The organism is Bacillus sp. FSL M8-0049 (genome assembly GCF_038593355.1).
GTDB classification, from domain to species: Bacteria; Bacillota; Bacilli; order Bacillales; family Bacillaceae; genus Bacillus; species Bacillus safensis.
This window is the reverse complement of record NZ_CP151986.1, coordinates 97,641-114,226: the sequence shown is the minus strand read 5'-3', so window position 1 is coordinate 114,226 and position 16,586 is coordinate 97,641. Positions and strand designations below refer to the sequence as shown.

Genomic DNA, 16,586 nt, shown 5'->3' with positions numbered 1-16,586 from the left:
GAGTTTAACTTCCTTTCATCTGCATCATGTTGTCTGACACCAATTTTTTATAAACGTATTTTATCATCAAAACCCATTCTCATCAAAATGGATTTTACTTTTTCTGAAGAAGCACTGTTGCCTGAGAGGCAATTCCTTCGCCTCTTCCTGTAAATCCAAGTTTCTCTGTCGTTGTTGCTTTGACATTCACCTGTGTGACATCTGCCTCAAGCGCTTCTGCAATTTTCTCACACATTGGTTGAATGTAAGGTGCCATTTTTGGCTTTTGCGCCATGATGGTGCAGTCAATATTCACAAGTGTGTAGCCCTTTTCTTTCACAAGTGCCCACACATGCTGCAATAATTTAAAAGAATCTGCATCCTTAAACTCAGGATCTGTGTCTGGGAAATGTCTGCCGATATCTCCTTCAGCAATCGCACCCAGGCATGCATCTGCCACTGTGTGAAGCAGTACGTCAGCGTCTGAATGACCTAGCAGTCCCTTTTCATAAGGGATGGTGACCCCGCCAATAATCAGAGGTCTCCCCTCTGTTAATTGATGTACATCAAAACCTTGTCCTATTCTCAACATGATCTAGTACCCTCTTTCCGCATCCATAATTGCCTTGGCAACCAATAAATCATCCGGTGTTGTCAGCTTAATATTGGTATAGTCTCCTTGGACAATATACACATTCTCGCCATGTAATTGTTCAACAAGACTGGCGTCGTCTGTTCCAAAGAAGCCTGTCCGCTCCGCATATTCATGCGCCTCTTTTAAAATAGAATGACGAAAAGCTTGTGGGGTCTGGACTGCCCACAAGCTCTGACGTTCAATGGTTTGTTCCACTTTGCCTTCTTGAACGCGTTTGATTGTGTCTTTCACTGGTACCGCTACAACTGCGGAGCCTTTTTCAATCGCTGCTTTAACGAGCAAGTCAATCTGTGTATGCTTAATAAAAGGCCTTGCTCCATCATGAACAAGCACGATGTCCGCATCTTTCACAGCCTTTAATCCTTCGTATACACTTTGCTGACGTTCTTCACCGCCAGTGACAAGTGAAACAGGCGTTTGAAAAGCGTGTACCTTGAGTAGCCTTTCAAAGTCTTGACGCTCCTCTTCATTGATCGCTAGGATCATGCGTTTGCATTGCGCATGAGCGTCAAACACCTTTAGTGTATGAATGATGACCGGCATTCTTTTCAGCTCAATAAAAAGCTTATTGCGGCCGGCCTTCATTCGTTTCCCCTGCCCCGCAGCCGGAATAACTACTTCATAATACATGTTCGTTCTCCCTTTAGAGCGCCTTCTCCAGAAGTTTTGGCTTCGCAAAAATCATTCTTCCAGCAGCAGTCTGCAGCACACTAGTGACGAGCACATCGATGTCTTTTCCAATGTAATTGCGTCCTTCTTCTACCACAATCATTGTACCGTCATCTAAGTAAGCAACACCTTGGTTATGCTCTTTTCCATCTTTGATGACCTGTACCTTCATTTCTTCCCCAGGCAGTACAACCGGTTTAACGGCATTGGCTAGATCATTGATGTTTAACACTGCTACTTTTTGAAGTTCGCATACTTTATTTAAATTAAAATCATTGGTCACAACAACACCTGAAGTTAATTTAGCGAGCTTCACAAGCTTGCTATCAACCTCTTGAATGTCTTCGAAGTCACCTTCGTAAATTTCAACTTTGATATCCAATTCTTTTTGAATACGATTTAAAATATCTAGACCTCTTCGGCCTCTATTTCTCTTTAATACATCTGAAGAGTCTGCAATATGCTGTAATTCCTCGAGTACAAATTGAGGAATGACCATGACGCCTTCTAAGAATCCAGTTTGACAAATATCTGCGATTCTTCCATCAATGATAACACTTGTGTCTAAAATTTTCAGCTTTTTATCTTCTATTTCAGGTTCATCATCAGCTGCTCCCTTTTTCTTTGTGACCTTTGCAGATCGGGAGAACAGCCCTATCATTTCATCCTTCTTCTTAAATCCTACCTGAAATCCAAGGTATCCTAAAAAGAAAGCCAGGAAAATCGGAATAATGGTACCAAAAATATGATATGGGATATTGTTTAGCGGGATCACGTTTACAATAAGATATGCTAGAATAAGTCCAAATACTAATCCGAAACTTCCAGATATAAGATCAGGAAGAGGCGCCTTCAATAGAGAATCCTCGATCCATTTCACCCAATTTACCACATAACCTGTGCACCATTTACCAATGATGAAGAACACAACGGCTCCTATTAGTGCTGATGAGTAAGCATTTGTTATGAAAGGTATGTCCTTTACATTTAAAAGCAGAAATAACTCTGGAATGATAAAAATCCCTACAACTGCACCCAAAATGATAAAAAACGCCTGAACGATTCTTTTTAACATACCTTCACCTCCTTTATTTTTCATCTGTCAATCCACCTTCATCTGACATTAATATATGTTTAAGTTTCCTATCATGAGCAACAGAAAACAAAACCATCATTAATATACCCATATTCATCCATTTTTAACCGTAATAGAGAAAAATTTCTCTTCTTAAAGCTGACGGTCAATGTAATGTTTTTCTTGTAACCTTTTTAATCCTTTTTTTATCTTTTTCGCTCTTACTTCTCCAATTCCTTCTACTTCATCCAATTCTTGTACATCTGCTTCCATAATTCGATCTAGCACACCGAATGCTTCAACCACATTTTCGACGATTGGCATTGGCAGTCTAGGGATTTTATGGAGCAATCTATATCCTCTTGTGTACACATATTCGTCAATATTTGTAGAAGCTGGATATCCAAGTAACTTGTACAGAATGGAATCATCTAAAAGCTCAAAGCTCGACATATCTTGAAGTTGTTTGAGCAGCACATACGGATCTTTGATCTTTTCTTTCACGTAATCTTTAATAAATAAAGCTGCTTCCTGCTCCATATCTGTAATCAATTCATTGACTTGCAGACGGATCAAGTGCCCTTCTGTTCCGAGCTCTTTGATATACATATTGATTTCATTTTTGATTCTGAGTACCATTTCGTAGCGGTGCAGCACGGATAATACATCACCAAAGGTCACAAGCTCTTCAAATTCTAGAGCGCTTAACGCAGAAATGGCGTGATCTAAAATGGTTTTATATTTCTCAAGTGTCTGAATGGCTTGATTGGCCTTTGTTAAAATAAAGCCAATATCTTTCAGCGTATAACGACGATTCCCTTGGTATAAGGTAATGACGTTCCTCCGTTCAGAAATGGCAATGATTAAGCAGCCTGTCTGCTTTGCTACACGTTCAGCCGTCCGGTGCCTCATGCCTGTTTCCGATGAATGGATGGTTGCATCTGGCATCAGCTGTGTATTCGCATACAAGATTTTTTGACCAGAATCGCTAAGAATAATGGCCCCGTCCATCTTCGCCAATTCATATAAATGTGCTGGGGAGAAGGCCGAATTAATGTGAAATCCTCCATCTACCACACTCTTTACTTTGTCATTATAACCAACAACAATGAGCCCGCCAGTATTGGCTCTCAGGACGTTTTCAATCCCTGCCCGCAGAGGTGTTCCTGGTGCCACAAACTGTACAATATCTAAGAGATCGAGTTCTCTCGCTCCTTTTTTCTCTTTTTCCATTTCTATGATCCCCCTAGTGAAATTCGAAGTGCCTCCGCTACATTTTCTACACCAACTAACTCAATCCCTCTCGGCTTTTTCCATCCGTCTATATTCGCCTGAGGAATAAACATTCGCTTAAATCCTAGTTTTGCAGCTTCCTGCACTCGCTGTTCAATTCTTGATACTCTTCTGACTTCTCCCGTCAGACCGACCTCTCCTATAAAGCAATCCGCTTGATGCGGCGCTGCATCTTTAAAGCTTGATGCAATACTGACGGCAATAGCTAAGTCAATCGCCGGTTCGTCAAGCTTCACACCGCCTGCGACCTTTAAATACGCATCTTGGTTTTGCAGCAGCAGCCCCACGCGTTTTTCTAAAACTGCCATGAGCAGCGATACTCGATTATGATCAAGGCCAGTGGCCATTCTTCGCGGATTCCCAAAGCTTGTCGGGGAAATTAACGCCTGTATCTCGACAAGTACGGGTCTTGTTCCTTCCATTGAGGCAACAACACACGAACCAGATACACCTGCCGACCGCTCTTCTAGAAAGATTTCTGATGGGTTTAATACTTCCGTGAGCCCTTCCTCTCTCATTTCAAAAATTCCCAATTCATTCGTTGAACCAAATCGGTTTTTGACCGCCCGTAAGATACGAAACGTATGATGACGCTCGCCTTCAAAATAAAGAACTGTGTCCACCATATGCTCTAAAAGGCGTGGACCTGCGATCGAGCCTTCTTTGGTCACGTGACCAACGATAAAAATAGGAATACCATTTGTCTTGGCAATCTTCATCAGCTGCGCTGTACATTCTCTAACTTGAGATACAGAGCCGGGAGCTGACGTGATATCGCTTTGGTAAACGGTTTGAATCGAATCCACCACAACAAAAGCAGGTTTCATCTCCTGTATAGCAGACGTTATATACTCCATATCGGTTTCAGCCAAAACATGTAAAGAGGCGCTTTCAATGCCAAGGCGGTCCGCTCTTAGCTTCGTTTGTTTAATGGACTCCTCACCAGATATGTATAACACATTCTGATTTTTGTCTGAGAGCTGTGCTGATACTTGTAATAATAATGTGGACTTCCCAATCCCAGGATCTCCGCCGATGAGAACAAGAGAACCTTTGACAATTCCACTTCCTAATACTCGGTTAAATTCTTCTAAATTTGTTTTAATTCGGGGTTCTTCGGATGTTTCAATTGCAGATATAGGTGAAGGTTTTTGAATGGTTTGAACAGAATGATTAAAAGCACTTCGACGGTTTGCCGGCTCTTTGCGAACGACCTCTTCTGTCATACTGTTCCACGTGCCGCAGCCTGGACATTTCCCCATCCATTTGGCTGACTCATAACCGCACGATTGGCATATAAATTTTGATTTTGTCTTAGCCATAGATTGAAGAATACAACTCCTTATACTGGTCAGAAAATAAGTAAAGGGAGGCATACACCTTACTGGTATGCCTCACACTTTTTTCTTACTATATTAGTTCGTAGCAGCCGTCGCTTTTACGACAATCTCTCCATCTTCCACATCTAATACGATATGTTGACCTTTTTCAATATTCCCCTTCAGAAGCTCTTCAGAAAGTCGATCTTCTACATGCTTTTGAATCGCTCTTCTTAACGGACGCGCACCGTACTCAAGATCTACTCCTTCGTCGGCAATCTTCGCTTTTGCTGCTTCCGTCAATTCAATTGATAGGTCTTGTTCTTTTAATCGTTTTGTCAATTGATCAGACATGAGAGACACGATCTCTTTTAGATGTTTCTTCTCAAGCGAGTGGAAGACAATGATTTCATCAATACGGTTGATAAACTCAGGTCTAAACGCACGTTTCAACTCGCCCATCACTTTGCCTTTCATATCCTTGTAATTTTGACTTTCATCCTGCACATTAAAGCCAACATATTTATTGCGCTTCAGCTCACTAGCTCCAACGTTTGATGTCATAATCAAAATCGTATTTCTAAAGTCAACGGTACGCCCTTTAGAATCAGTCAGACGACCATCTTCTAACACTTGCAGTAAGATATTAAATACATCTGGATGCGCCTTTTCAATCTCGTCTAAAAGAACGACAGAATAAGGTTTTCTTCTCACTTTTTCAGTCAGCTGTCCACCTTCATCATAACCGACATAGCCTGGAGGTGACCCAACAAGTCTGGATGTAGAGTGCTTCTCCATGTATTCAGACATATCAATACGGATCATTGCTTCTTCATCACCGAAAATAGACTCAGCAAGTGCTCTTGCAAGCTCCGTTTTACCAACCCCTGTTGGACCTAAGAAGATAAAGGAGCCGATTGGGCGCTTCGGATCTTTCAGGCCAGCACGCGCACGTCTCACCGCTTTTGCTACAGCGACAACCGCTTCATCCTGTCCGATCACGCGAGAGTGGAGCAATTGTTCCATATTCAGAAGCTTATCTGTCTCCGTTTGAGCAATTTTCGAAACAGGCACTCCCGTCCAGCTGGAAACGACCATTGCGATATCATCTACAGATACCTCTGAATTCTCTTGTCCCTGCTTTTCTTTCCATGATTTCTTTGTAACTTCTACTTTTTCACGCAAACGCTGTTCTGTATCGCGAAGAGAAGCTGCTTTTTCAAATTCTTGACTTTGAACTGCCGCATCCTTTTCCTTGCGTACTTCATCCAGCTTTTGCTCTAATTCTTTTAGGTTAGGCGGTGTTGTGAACGAACGTAAACGGACTTTCGAACCTGCCTCATCAATTAAATCAATCGCCTTATCTGGAAGGAATCGGTCAGAAATATAACGGTCAGACAGCTTCACCGCCGCCTCAATCGCTTCATCTGTAATAGACACACGGTGATGTGCTTCATACCGGTCTCTAAGCCCTCTTAAGATTTGAATACTTTCATCAACAGACGGCTGATCTACTTGAATTGGCTGGAAACGTCGTTCAAGCGCAGCATCCTTTTCAATATATTTACGGTACTCATCTAACGTTGTCGCCCCAATACATTGAAGCTCTCCACGTGCTAGGGATGGTTTCAAGATATTAGACGCATCAATCGCGCCCTCTGCCCCACCAGCACCAATAAGTGTATGAAGCTCGTCGATAAAGAGAATGATATTTCCTGCCTGGCGAATTTCGTCCATCACTTTTTTCAAACGATCCTCGAATTCACCACGATATTTCGTACCAGCTACAACAGTTCCCATATCCAGGGTCATTACTCGTTTATCACGCAGGATTTCAGGCACTTCATTATGAATAATTTGCTGTGCAAGACCTTCTGCGATGGCTGTTTTACCAACACCAGGCTCACCAATCAGCACAGGGTTATTTTTTGTTCTTCTACTTAGGACCTCAATGACACGTTGAATTTCTTTGCTTCGGCCAATGACAGGGTCCAAGCTGTCCTCTTTTGCGATAGCTGTTAAATCTCTTGCCAGGCTATCTAGTGTTGGTGTATTCGCATTGCTATTAGAGCCTGCCGCAGATGCACCTGTTTCATTGCTTCCAAGCAGCTGCAGGACTTGCTGGCGTGCTTTATTTAAGCTCACTCCGAGGTTATTTAAGACACGGGCAGCGACACCCTCTCCCTCACGAATAAGACCTAATAGAATATGTTCTGTCCCTACATAGGAATGACCTAGCTTTCTTGCTTCATCCATTGAAAGCTCAGTGACCTTCTTCGCTCTAGGCGTATAATGAGGAATAGCTTGAGACACCTCTTGCCCTCTTCCAATCAAGCTTTCGACTTCTTTTTGGATTTTATCTGAAACAAGGCCCAGTGCTTCTAACGCTTTGGCAGCGATGCCCTCACCTTCACGTACAAGGCCAAGTAAAATGTGCTCAGTACCAATATTCTTATGGCCTAGGCGAATGGCTTCTTCTTGTGCAAGTGCTAATACCTTTTGAGCTCTTTCAGTGAATCTTCCAAACATCATATCGTTTCATCCTCCTGTCCATTCCTATGCATTTCTAAGCGCAGCCTTTCTCTAATAATCGCTGCTCGTTTTATATCTCGTTCATTTGGCTCTAAGGCTCCTCCTGAATATTGTTGAAGGAAGCCGGGCTGAGTCAAAATCATGAGTTCATTCAGTATATTACTTGAAAGCCCCTTAATGATACCTAAATCAATTCCAAGCCGCACATCTGACAAACACTTCGCTGTTTCCTTTGATTCAATCATACGACAATTGGCCAAAATCCCTAAAGAGCGGTACACTCTGTCCTCAAGTTCAATTTTAGATGTTTGATATAACGCTTTTCGTGCAGATCGCTCTTGTTCAATGAGCTGAGCGGTCACACTATTCAAGTCATCTACAATGTCTTCTTCTGATTGACCAAGTGTCATTTGATTTGAAATTTGAAAGATGTTCCCTATTGCTTCGCTGCCCTCACCATAAATTCCTCTGACCACAAGACCTAATTGATTAATGGCCGGAATAATCCGATTCATTTGTCTTGTGAGCGCTAATGCTGGTAAATGCATCATGACCGAAGCCCTGATACCTGTACCTACATTGGTCGGACAGCTTGTTAAGTATCCCCGCTTTTCAGAAAACGCGTAATCCACTTGCTCTTCAATCCAGTCATCTACCTGATTAGCCGCTTTTAGTGCATTGGCTAGCTGAAAACCTGGGAATAAGCATTGGATTCGAATATGGTCTTCTTCATTCAGCATCACACTGATTTCTTCATTTTCAGAAAGCAAACAGCCGCCAAATCTTGATTCAGCTAAATTGGGGCTGATCAAATGCTTTTCAACAAGTACCCTCTTTGCTAAAGGCTGCGTTTCATTCATTCGAATCAGAACAAAGTTTCCAATGTCCTTCACTTCCCGGCTAGCAAACTTTTGCTCGAATTGCTGGAGAACAGCTTCAGCTTCAGCTTGAGAAAACTGAGTTGGGAAACGAACATGCTCTAGATTGCGAGCTAGCCGGATACGACTGCTTAGAACAATGTCACTTTCTGGTCCTTTTTGTTTCATCCACTGACTAAGAGCGTCTTGAATAAAATGCTGGAGCGACATGACGTTAATCTCCCTCCCTCTGCTGAGATTGCTCATGCTCTAATGCACGAATTTGATCTCGAACTTCCGCTGCCTTTTCGAACTCTTCCTGTTCAATCAGCTGCTTCAGCTCTTGCTGCATTAACTCAAGTTTCCGGCGAACATGCAGGCTGCCGGCAATTCGTTTTGGTACTTTTCCATTATGGACTGTATTTCCACTATGGACTTTCCGTAAAACAGGGTTCAGATACTGATCAAATGTACGATAGCATTCTGCACAGCCAAATCGGCCTGTTTTTCTGAACTGCTGAAAGGTTAAGCCACACTTAGGACATTGATCCACTTCTTTTGCTTCTTGAAAAATAGATGAGCCCTTGTTCGCACTTGTGGTGAAGCTAGGATCAATATTCAATAAGCCTGATAATAAGTTGTGAATTGAGAAACCTTGGTTTCCACTCATAGCATATGAATCACTGTTTTCTTTTGCACATTGTTCACATATGTGCATTTCTTGTTTTTCTCCATTTATAACTTTCGTAAAGTGAAAAGTGGCTGGTCTCTCATTACATTCTTGACAAATCAATCTTTTCACCCGCTTTACTTTAATTTCAAAGCATTTAACATCGCTTTCATCATCCGAGCCCGCAGTTCATCTCGTTCAGGTAAATCAATATGCAATACAGAACGGTCCATGACACTAATCATCATCTTAGCTTCTCTTTCAGATAATATGTTATTTTCAACAAGACGCATGATGATATGATCAGATGCAGCCTGTGATAAACGATGATATATTTGGGAAATAATATTGTTCAATAAGTCGACTTCATCATTCATTTTGACTTTAATGATGCGGATATAGCCACCGCCGCCACGCTTACTTTCAACGATATAGCCTCTCTCGCTCGTAAAGCGTGTATTGATAACATAGTTTATTTGTGAAGGTACGCATTGAAATTTATCTGCAATTTCATTGCGTTTAATTTCTAATATTTCTCGACCGTTCTGATCCAAGACTTCCTTCAAATACTGCTCGATGATATCAGAAATATTTTGTGCCACTCCGCCTCCTCCTCCATTGACTTTGACTATATTTGACTTTAATCTTACTATAAATTTTTTCGATTGATTTTTCAAGATAATCGCTCAACTAACAATATTATTTCCACATTTATATGGTATCAAACCTCTCAAAAGCACAAAAAAGACCAGTTCCGACTGGAACTGATCCTAATAGAAGCTTGGCGGCGTCCTACTCTCACAGGGGGAAACCCCCAACTACCATCGGCGCTGAAGAGCTTAACTTCCGTGTTCGGTATGGGAACGGGTGTGACCTCTTCGCTATCGCCACCAAACCTGATGGAGAGAATGTTCTCTCAAAACTAGATAACAATGTTCATGCTTCACATTAGAATATAGGTTAAGTCCTCGATCTATTAGTATCTGTCAGCTCCACGTGTCACCACGCTTCCACCTCAGACCTATCAACCTGATCATCTTTCAGGGATCTTACTTCCTTGCGGAATGGGAAATCTCATCTTGAGGGGGGCTTCATGCTTAGATGCTTTCAGCACTTATCCCGTCCGCACATAGCTACCCAGCGATGCCCTTGGCAGAACAACTGGTACACCAGCGGTGCGTCCATCCCGGTCCTCTCGTACTAAGGACAGCTCCTCTCAAATTTCCTGCGCCCGCGACGGATAGGGACCGAACTGTCTCACGACGTTCTGAACCCAGCTCGCGTACCGCTTTAATGGGCGAACAGCCCAACCCTTGGGACCGACTACAGCCCCAGGATGCGATGAGCCGACATCGAGGTGCCAAACCTCCCCGTCGATGTGGACTCTTGGGGGAGATAAGCCTGTTATCCCCGGGGTAGCTTTTATCCGTTGAGCGATGGCCCTTCCATGCGGAACCACCGGATCACTAAGCCCGACTTTCGTCCCTGCTCGACTTGTAGGTCTCGCAGTCAAGCTCCCTTGTGCCTTTACACTCTGCGAATGATTTCCAACCATTCTGAGGGAACCTTTGGGCGCCTCCGTTACATTTTAGGAGGCGACCGCCCCAGTCAAACTGCCCACCTGACACTGTCTCCCTGCCCGATAAGGGCAGCGGGTTAGAAGGTCAATACAGCCAGGGTAGTATCCCACCGATGCCTCCACCGAAGCTAGCGCTCCGGTTTCCAAGGCTCCTACCTATCCTGTACAAGCTGTACCAACATTCAATATCAGGCTGCAGTAAAGCTCCACGGGGTCTTTCCGTCCTGTCGCGGGTAACCTGCATCTTCACAGGTACTATAATTTCACCGAGTCTCTCGTTGAGACAGTGCCCAGATCGTTGCGCCTTTCGTGCGGGTCGGAACTTACCCGACAAGGAATTTCGCTACCTTAGGACCGTTATAGTTACGGCCGCCGTTTACTGGGGCTTCAATTCGCACCTTCGCTTACGCTAAGCGCTCCTCTTAACCTTCCAGCACCGGGCAGGCGTCAGCCCCTATACTTCGCCTTACGGCTTCGCAGAGACCTGTGTTTTTGCTAAACAGTCGCCTGGGCCTATTCACTGCGGCTTCTCGGGGCTTTAACACCCTAAGAAGCACCCCTTCTCCCGAAGTTACGGGGTCATTTTGCCGAGTTCCTTAACGAGAGTTCTCTCGATCACCTTAGGATTCTCTCCTCGCCTACCTGTGTCGGTTTGCGGTACGGGCACCTCTCACCTCGCTAGAGGCTTTTCTTGGCAGTGTGGAATCAGGAACTTCGCTACTAAATTTCGCTCGCCATCACAGCTCAGCCTTTACGGGAAACGGATTTGCCTATTTCCCAGCCTAACTGCTTGGACGCGGATATCCAATACCGCGCTTACCCTATCCTCCTGCGTCCCCCCATTGCTCAAATGGTGAGGAGGTGGTACAGGAATATCAACCTGTTGTCCATCGCCTACGCCTTTCGGCCTCGGCTTAGGTCCCGACTAACCCTGAGCGGACGAGCCTTCCTCAGGAAACCTTAGGCATTCGGTGGACGGGATTCTCACCCGTCTTTCGCTACTCATACCGGCATTCTCACTTCTAAGCGCTCCACCAGTCCTTCCGGTCTGGCTTCACAGCCCTTAGAACGCTCTCCTACCACTGTTCGTAAGAACAGTCCGCAGCTTCGGTGATACGTTTAGCCCCGGTACATTTTCGGCGCAGAGTCACTCGACCAGTGAGCTATTACGCACTCTTTAAATGGTGGCTGCTTCTAAGCCAACATCCTGGTTGTCTAAGCAACTCCACATCCTTTTCCACTTAACGTATACTTTGGGACCTTAGCTGGCGGTCTGGGCTGTTTCCCTTTCGACTACGGATCTTATCACTCGCAGTCTGACTCCCAAGGATAAGTCATCGGCATTCGGAGTTTGACTGAATTCGGTAACCCGGTAGGGGCCCCTAGTCCAATCAGTGCTCTACCTCCGAGACTCTTACCTTGAGGCTAGCCCTAAAGCTATTTCGGAGAGAACCAGCTATCTCCAGGTTCGATTGGCATTTCACCCCTACCCACACCTCATCCCCGCACTTTTCAACGTGCGTGGGTTCGGGCCTCCATTCAGTGTTACCTGAACTTCACCCTGGACATGGGTAGATCACCTGGTTTCGGGTCTACGACCACGTACTCATGCGCCCTATTCAGACTCGCTTTCGCTGCGGCTCCGCATCTTCTGCTTAACCTTGCACGGGATCGTAACTCGCCGGTTCATTCTACAAAAGGCACGCCATCACCCGTTAACGGGCTCTGACTACTTGTAGGCACACGGTTTCAGGATCTATTTCACTCCCCTTCCGGGGTGCTTTTCACCTTTCCCTCACGGTACTGGTTCACTATCGGTCACTAGGGAGTATTTAGCCTTGGGAGATGGTCCTCCCGGATTCCGACGGAATTTCACGTGTTCCGCCGTACTCAGGATCCACTCTGGAGAGAACAACATTTCAGTTACAGGGCTGTTACCTTCTTTGGCGGGCCTTTCCAGACCTCTTCGCTTATATCGTTCCTTTGTAACTCCGTATAGAGTGTCCTACAACCCCAAGAGGCAAGCCTCTTGGTTTGGGCTGTTCCCGTTTCGCTCGCCGCTACTCAGGGAATCGCATTTGCTTTCTCTTCCTCCGGGTACTTAGATGTTTCAGTTCCCCGGGTATGCCTTCTCATACTCTATGTATTCAAGTATGGATACTACTCCATTACGAGCAGTGGGTTTCCCCATTCGGAAATCTCCGGATCAAAGCTTGCTTACAGCTCCCCGAAGCATATCGGTGTTCGTCCCGTCCTTCATCGGCTCCTAGTGCCAAGGCATCCACCGTGCGCCCTTTCTAACTTAACCATTTCTTACTTTAGAAAGAATCACTATGTGTGATGAACTTTGCATTGCATTCAATGTGAATGTATTACTTATTGTTATCTAGTTTTCAAAGAACAATCCTGTCTCGCTAGAGACATGTTTTGAAGGAATGATCCTTCAAAACTAAACAAGACGAAAACGTACGCTGCTCCATATATCCTTAGAAAGGAGGTGATCCAGCCGCACCTTCCGATACGGCTACCTTGTTACGACTTCACCCCAATCATCTGCCCCACCTTCGGCGGCTGGCTCCATAAAGGTTACCTCACCGACTTCGGGTGTTGCAAACTCTCGTGGTGTGACGGGCGGTGTGTACAAGGCCCGGGAACGTATTCACCGCGGCATGCTGATCCGCGATTACTAGCGATTCCAGCTTCACGCAGTCGAGTTGCAGACTGCGATCCGAACTGAGAACAGATTTATGGGATTGGCTAAACCTTGCGGTCTTGCAGCCCTTTGTTCTGTCCATTGTAGCACGTGTGTAGCCCAGGTCATAAGGGGCATGATGATTTGACGTCATCCCCACCTTCCTCCGGTTTGTCACCGGCAGTCACCTTAGAGTGCCCAACTGAATGCTGGCAACTAAGATCAAGGGTTGCGCTCGTTGCGGGACTTAACCCAACATCTCACGACACGAGCTGACGACAACCATGCACCACCTGTCACTCTGTCCCCGAAGGGAAAGCCCTATCTCTAGGGTTGTCAGAGGATGTCAAGACCTGGTAAGGTTCTTCGCGTTGCTTCGAATTAAACCACATGCTCCACCGCTTGTGCGGGCCCCCGTCAATTCCTTTGAGTTTCAGTCTTGCGACCGTACTCCCCAGGCGGAGTGCTTAATGCGTTAGCTGCAGCACTAAGGGGCGGAAACCCCCTAACACTTAGCACTCATCGTTTACGGCGTGGACTACCAGGGTATCTAATCCTGTTCGCTCCCCACGCTTTCGCTCCTCAGCGTCAGTTACAGACCAGAGAGTCGCCTTCGCCACTGGTGTTCCTCCACATCTCTACGCATTTCACCGCTACACGTGGAATTCCACTCTCCTCTTCTGCACTCAAGTTTCCCAGTTTCCAATGACCCTCCCCGGTTGAGCCGGGGGCTTTCACATCAGACTTAAGAAACCGCCTGCGAGCCCTTTACGCCCAATAATTCCGGACAACGCTTGCCACCTACGTATTACCGCGGCTGCTGGCACGTAGTTAGCCGTGGCTTTCTGGTTAGGTACCGTCAAGGTGCGAGCAGTTACTCTCGCACTTGTTCTTCCCTAACAACAGAGCTTTACGATCCGAAAACCTTCATCACTCACGCGGCGTTGCTCCGTCAGACTTTCGTCCATTGCGGAAGATTCCCTACTGCTGCCTCCCGTAGGAGTCTGGGCCGTGTCTCAGTCCCAGTGTGGCCGATCACCCTCTCAGGTCGGCTACGCATCGTCGCCTTGGTGAGCCATTACCCCACCAACTAGCTAATGCGCCGCGGGTCCATCTGTAAGTGACAGCCGAAACCGTCTTTCATCCTTGAACCATGCGGTTCAAGGAACTATCCGGTATTAGCTCCGGTTTCCCGGAGTTATCCCAGTCTTACAGGCAGGTTACCCACGTGTTACTCACCCGTCCGCCGCTAACATCCGGGAGCAAGCTCCCTTCTGTCCGCTCGACTTGCATGTATTAGGCACGCCGCCAGCGTTCGTCCTGAGCCAGGATCAAACTCTCCGAAAAAATACAAAACCGAAGTTTTGCTTTCCGCCAGTTTGACTGACTACCTATGAAGTATCATAGGATTTTTTTATAAAAACTCGAATTAACAGGTACGTTTTGTCTTGTTTAGTTTTCAAAGATCATATTGGTGGAGCCTAGCGGGATCGAACCGCTGACCTCCTGCGTGCAAGGCAGGCGCTCTCCCAGCTGAGCTAAGGCCCCATAAAAGATGGTCGGGAAGACAGGATTCGAACCTGCGACCCCTTGGTCCCAAACCAAGTGCTCTACCAAGCTGAGCTACTTCCCGATCTTAATGGCGCGCCCGAGAGGAGTCGAACCCCTAACCTTTTGATCCGTAGTCAAACGCTCTATCCAATTGAGCTACGGGCGCTTATTTATAATGCCGAGGGCCGGACTTGAACCGGCACGGTAGTCACCTACCGCAGGATTTTAAGTCCTGTGTGTCTGCCAATTCCACCACCCCGGCGTGGATGGTATAAGCGGAAGACGGGATTCGAACCCGCGACCCCCACCTTGGCAAGGTGGTGTTCTACCACTGAACTACTTCCGCATTACAGGATTTCTTTATTTTATTTGGCAATGCGGGTGAAGGGACTTGAACCCCCACGTCATAAAGACACTAGATCCTAAGTCTAGCGCGTCTGCCAATTCCGCCACACCCGCATGAAACATGGTGAGCCATGAAGGACTCGAACCTTCGACCCTCTGATTAAAAGTCAGATGCTCTACCAACTGAGCTAATGGCTCGCTTTAAAAGCGACTTGTCTATCTTACCATATGAAAGTGGTGCCGGCAAGAGGACTTGAACCCCCAACCTACTGATTACAAGTCAGTTGCTCTACCAGTTGAGCTACACCGGCTTTATCTATCCTAACATTATGTAAGAATAAATATGGTGGAGGATGACGGGCTCGAACCGCCGACCCTCTGCTTGTAAGGCAGATGCTCTCCCAGCTGAGCTAATCCTCCATATTGTGTCGTTTCGAAGTGTCTCTCGATCTGACAAATAGTATTATATAACGATAAGATATTGTTTGTAAAGACTTTTTTAAAATAATTTTTGAATTTATTTTAAAGCTGTTTTTTCACCTTTTCGTTAAGGCACCTAAAGAAGTTTACCACTTGTCTCATCATTTTAAAAGCCTTTTTTTCATTTTTTTATGTTTTTTTGTTAAAAAGAGCGCTTATATGGCTCTATCATTGCAAAAACAGCAATTTCGAAGCTTTCATATCCTTGTTTTATTTCATATATCTCTGGATAAAAAACATCCAAAAAAGAAATTCTATTATTATTTTATTTTTCTGAGAAATCTTTTTTGCCTAAAAAAGTGTAAAAATAATTACTGGTCTTTACTATTTTTCAACAAATCGTTTCACATTAATTTTTCTGCTGCTTCAAACACTCAACAGTCTTATCATCGATATAAAGTTTTACCAGGAGAATTAATATTAGTATTGTTTCTTTCTCCTTTTAAGTTAAAAATTTAGCAATAGCTGACTATCCCCTTTGGGGTGAGGGTGCCTTTCTATCTCGTGACCCTATACATCACCTCTTTACATCTATTTAGTCCAAGGAGAGGTTTTCTTATGCTTTTAGTGTTGACTCTTGATAATTTGAACTGCTGGTTCATATGATGACTGAAATGTTAAATTGAAGGAAAGTAAAGTTTGATTTATTTAGCAATCAACGAGGAAACAACGTATTTTTACTTTACGAACCTATTATATAGAAGCAAGTCATTCAAAAACACAAAAAAGACCAGTTCCGACTGGAACTGATCCTAATAGAAGCTTGGCGGCGTCCTACTCTCACAGGGGGAAACCCCCAACTACCATCGGCGCTGAAGAGCTTAACTTCCGTGTTCGGTATGGGAACGGGTGTGACCTCTTCGCTATCGCCACCAAACCTGATGGAGAGA

9 protein-coding genes, 9 tRNA genes and 4 rRNA genes are annotated in these 16,586 nt (G+C 45.1%); all 22 read right to left on the bottom strand.

The window, feature by feature from the left end; all coding sequences use genetic code 11:
* Positions 1-94: 94 nt before the first annotated feature.
* Positions 95-571 (bottom strand): 2-C-methyl-D-erythritol 2,4-cyclodiphosphate synthase, encoded by a 477-nt coding sequence (ispF, locus tag NSU13_RS00610; RefSeq protein ID WP_003216928.1) that lies wholly within the window; start codon positions 569-571, stop codon positions 95-97.
* 3 nt (positions 572-574) lie between these two features.
* Entirely contained in the window at positions 575-1,264 is a 690-nt protein-coding gene (gene ispD / locus NSU13_RS00605; RefSeq protein WP_034283907.1) for a 2-C-methyl-D-erythritol 4-phosphate cytidylyltransferase, read from the bottom strand.
* 13 nt (positions 1,265-1,277) lie between these two features.
* Positions 1,278-2,378, bottom strand: a complete 1,101-nt coding sequence (locus tag NSU13_RS00600) for a PIN/TRAM domain-containing protein (protein WP_024425582.1) — start codon at positions 2,376-2,378, stop codon at positions 1,278-1,280.
* 153 nt (positions 2,379-2,531) lie between these two features.
* The gene (gene disA / locus NSU13_RS00595; protein ID WP_024425581.1) at positions 2,532-3,611 is read right to left on the bottom strand and encodes a DNA integrity scanning diadenylate cyclase DisA; all 1,080 of its coding nucleotides are present in this window, start codon (positions 3,609-3,611) and stop codon (positions 2,532-2,534) included.
* A 2-nt stretch (positions 3,612-3,613) separates the two neighbouring features.
* A complete protein-coding gene (gene radA, locus NSU13_RS00590) occupies positions 3,614-4,993 on the bottom strand; it encodes a DNA repair protein RadA (protein ID WP_025092231.1) in 1,380 nt (459 codons plus the stop codon).
* Positions 4,994-5,086: 93 nt separating this feature from the next.
* On the bottom strand, positions 5,087-7,522 hold the full coding sequence (clpC, locus tag NSU13_RS00585; RefSeq protein WP_007496263.1) for an ATP-dependent protease ATP-binding subunit ClpC: 2,436 nt from the start codon (positions 7,520-7,522) through the stop codon (positions 5,087-5,089).
* The gene (locus tag NSU13_RS00580; protein WP_327826534.1) at positions 7,519-8,610 is read right to left on the bottom strand and encodes a protein arginine kinase; all 1,092 of its coding nucleotides are present in this window, start codon (positions 8,608-8,610) and stop codon (positions 7,519-7,521) included. The genes clpC and NSU13_RS00580 overlap by 4 nt, the downstream gene beginning before the upstream one ends.
* A gap of 4 nt (positions 8,611-8,614) precedes the next feature.
* Positions 8,615-9,172, bottom strand: a complete 558-nt coding sequence (locus NSU13_RS00575; RefSeq protein WP_024425862.1) for a UvrB/UvrC motif-containing protein — start codon at positions 9,170-9,172, stop codon at positions 8,615-8,617.
* Between the two features lie 14 nt (positions 9,173-9,186).
* Positions 9,187-9,651: a CtsR family transcriptional regulator gene (locus tag NSU13_RS00570; protein ID WP_003217184.1), complete on the bottom strand. Its 465-nt coding sequence runs from the start codon at positions 9,649-9,651 to the stop codon at positions 9,187-9,189.
* 177 nt (positions 9,652-9,828) lie between these two features.
* A 5S ribosomal RNA gene (rrf, locus tag NSU13_RS00565) occupies positions 9,829-9,944 on the bottom strand.
* A 61-nt stretch (positions 9,945-10,005) separates the two neighbouring features.
* A 23S ribosomal RNA gene (locus NSU13_RS00560) occupies positions 10,006-12,936 on the bottom strand.
* A 182-nt stretch (positions 12,937-13,118) separates the two neighbouring features.
* Positions 13,119-14,667, bottom strand: a 16S ribosomal RNA gene (locus tag NSU13_RS00555).
* 125 nt (positions 14,668-14,792) lie between these two features.
* Positions 14,793-14,868, bottom strand: a tRNA-Ala gene (locus tag NSU13_RS00550).
* An 8-nt stretch (positions 14,869-14,876) separates the two neighbouring features.
* Positions 14,877-14,953 (bottom strand) — tRNA-Pro (locus NSU13_RS00545).
* A 7-nt stretch (positions 14,954-14,960) separates the two neighbouring features.
* Positions 14,961-15,037 (bottom strand) — tRNA-Arg (locus NSU13_RS00540).
* Between the two features lie 10 nt (positions 15,038-15,047).
* Positions 15,048-15,133 (bottom strand) — tRNA-Leu (locus NSU13_RS00535).
* 12 nt (positions 15,134-15,145) lie between these two features.
* Positions 15,146-15,217, bottom strand: a tRNA-Gly gene (locus NSU13_RS00530).
* Positions 15,218-15,247: 30 nt separating this feature from the next.
* Positions 15,248-15,330, bottom strand: a tRNA-Leu gene (locus tag NSU13_RS00525).
* A gap of 8 nt (positions 15,331-15,338) precedes the next feature.
* A tRNA-Lys gene (locus NSU13_RS00520) sits at positions 15,339-15,414 on the bottom strand.
* Between the two features lie 37 nt (positions 15,415-15,451).
* A tRNA-Thr gene (locus NSU13_RS00515) sits at positions 15,452-15,527 on the bottom strand.
* A 33-nt stretch (positions 15,528-15,560) separates the two neighbouring features.
* Positions 15,561-15,636, bottom strand: a tRNA-Val gene (locus tag NSU13_RS00510).
* Positions 15,637-16,457: 821 nt separating this feature from the next.
* A 5S ribosomal RNA gene (gene rrf / locus NSU13_RS00505) occupies positions 16,458-16,573 on the bottom strand.
* Together the 16S, 23S and 5S rRNA genes with 9 tRNA genes alongside form the textbook arrangement of a ribosomal RNA operon.
* Between the last annotated feature and the right edge of the window lie 13 nt (positions 16,574-16,586).

What these genes read in the sequence shown, in the direction of transcription:
- ispF (WP_003216928.1), bottom strand. Translation starts at nt 571, where the DNA reads ATGTTGAGAATAGGACAAGGTTTTGATGTACATCAATTAACAGAGGGG.
- ispD (WP_034283907.1), bottom strand. Translation starts at nt 1,264, where the DNA reads ATGTATTATGAAGTAGTTATTCCGGCTGCGGGGCAGGGGAAACGAATG.
- NSU13_RS00600 (WP_024425582.1), bottom strand. Translation starts at nt 2,378, where the DNA reads ATGTTAAAAAGAATCGTTCAGGCGTTTTTTATCATTTTGGGTGCAGTT.
- disA (WP_024425581.1), bottom strand. Translation starts at nt 3,611, where the DNA reads ATGGAAAAAGAGAAAAAAGGAGCGAGAGAACTCGATCTCTTAGATATT.
- radA (WP_025092231.1), bottom strand. Translation starts at nt 4,993, where the DNA reads ATGGCTAAGACAAAATCAAAATTTATATGCCAATCGTGCGGTTATGAG.
- clpC (WP_007496263.1), bottom strand. Translation starts at nt 7,522, where the DNA reads ATGATGTTTGGAAGATTCACTGAAAGAGCTCAAAAGGTATTAGCACTT.
- NSU13_RS00580 (WP_327826534.1), bottom strand. Translation starts at nt 8,610, where the DNA reads ATGTCGCTCCAGCATTTTATTCAAGACGCTCTTAGTCAGTGGATGAAA.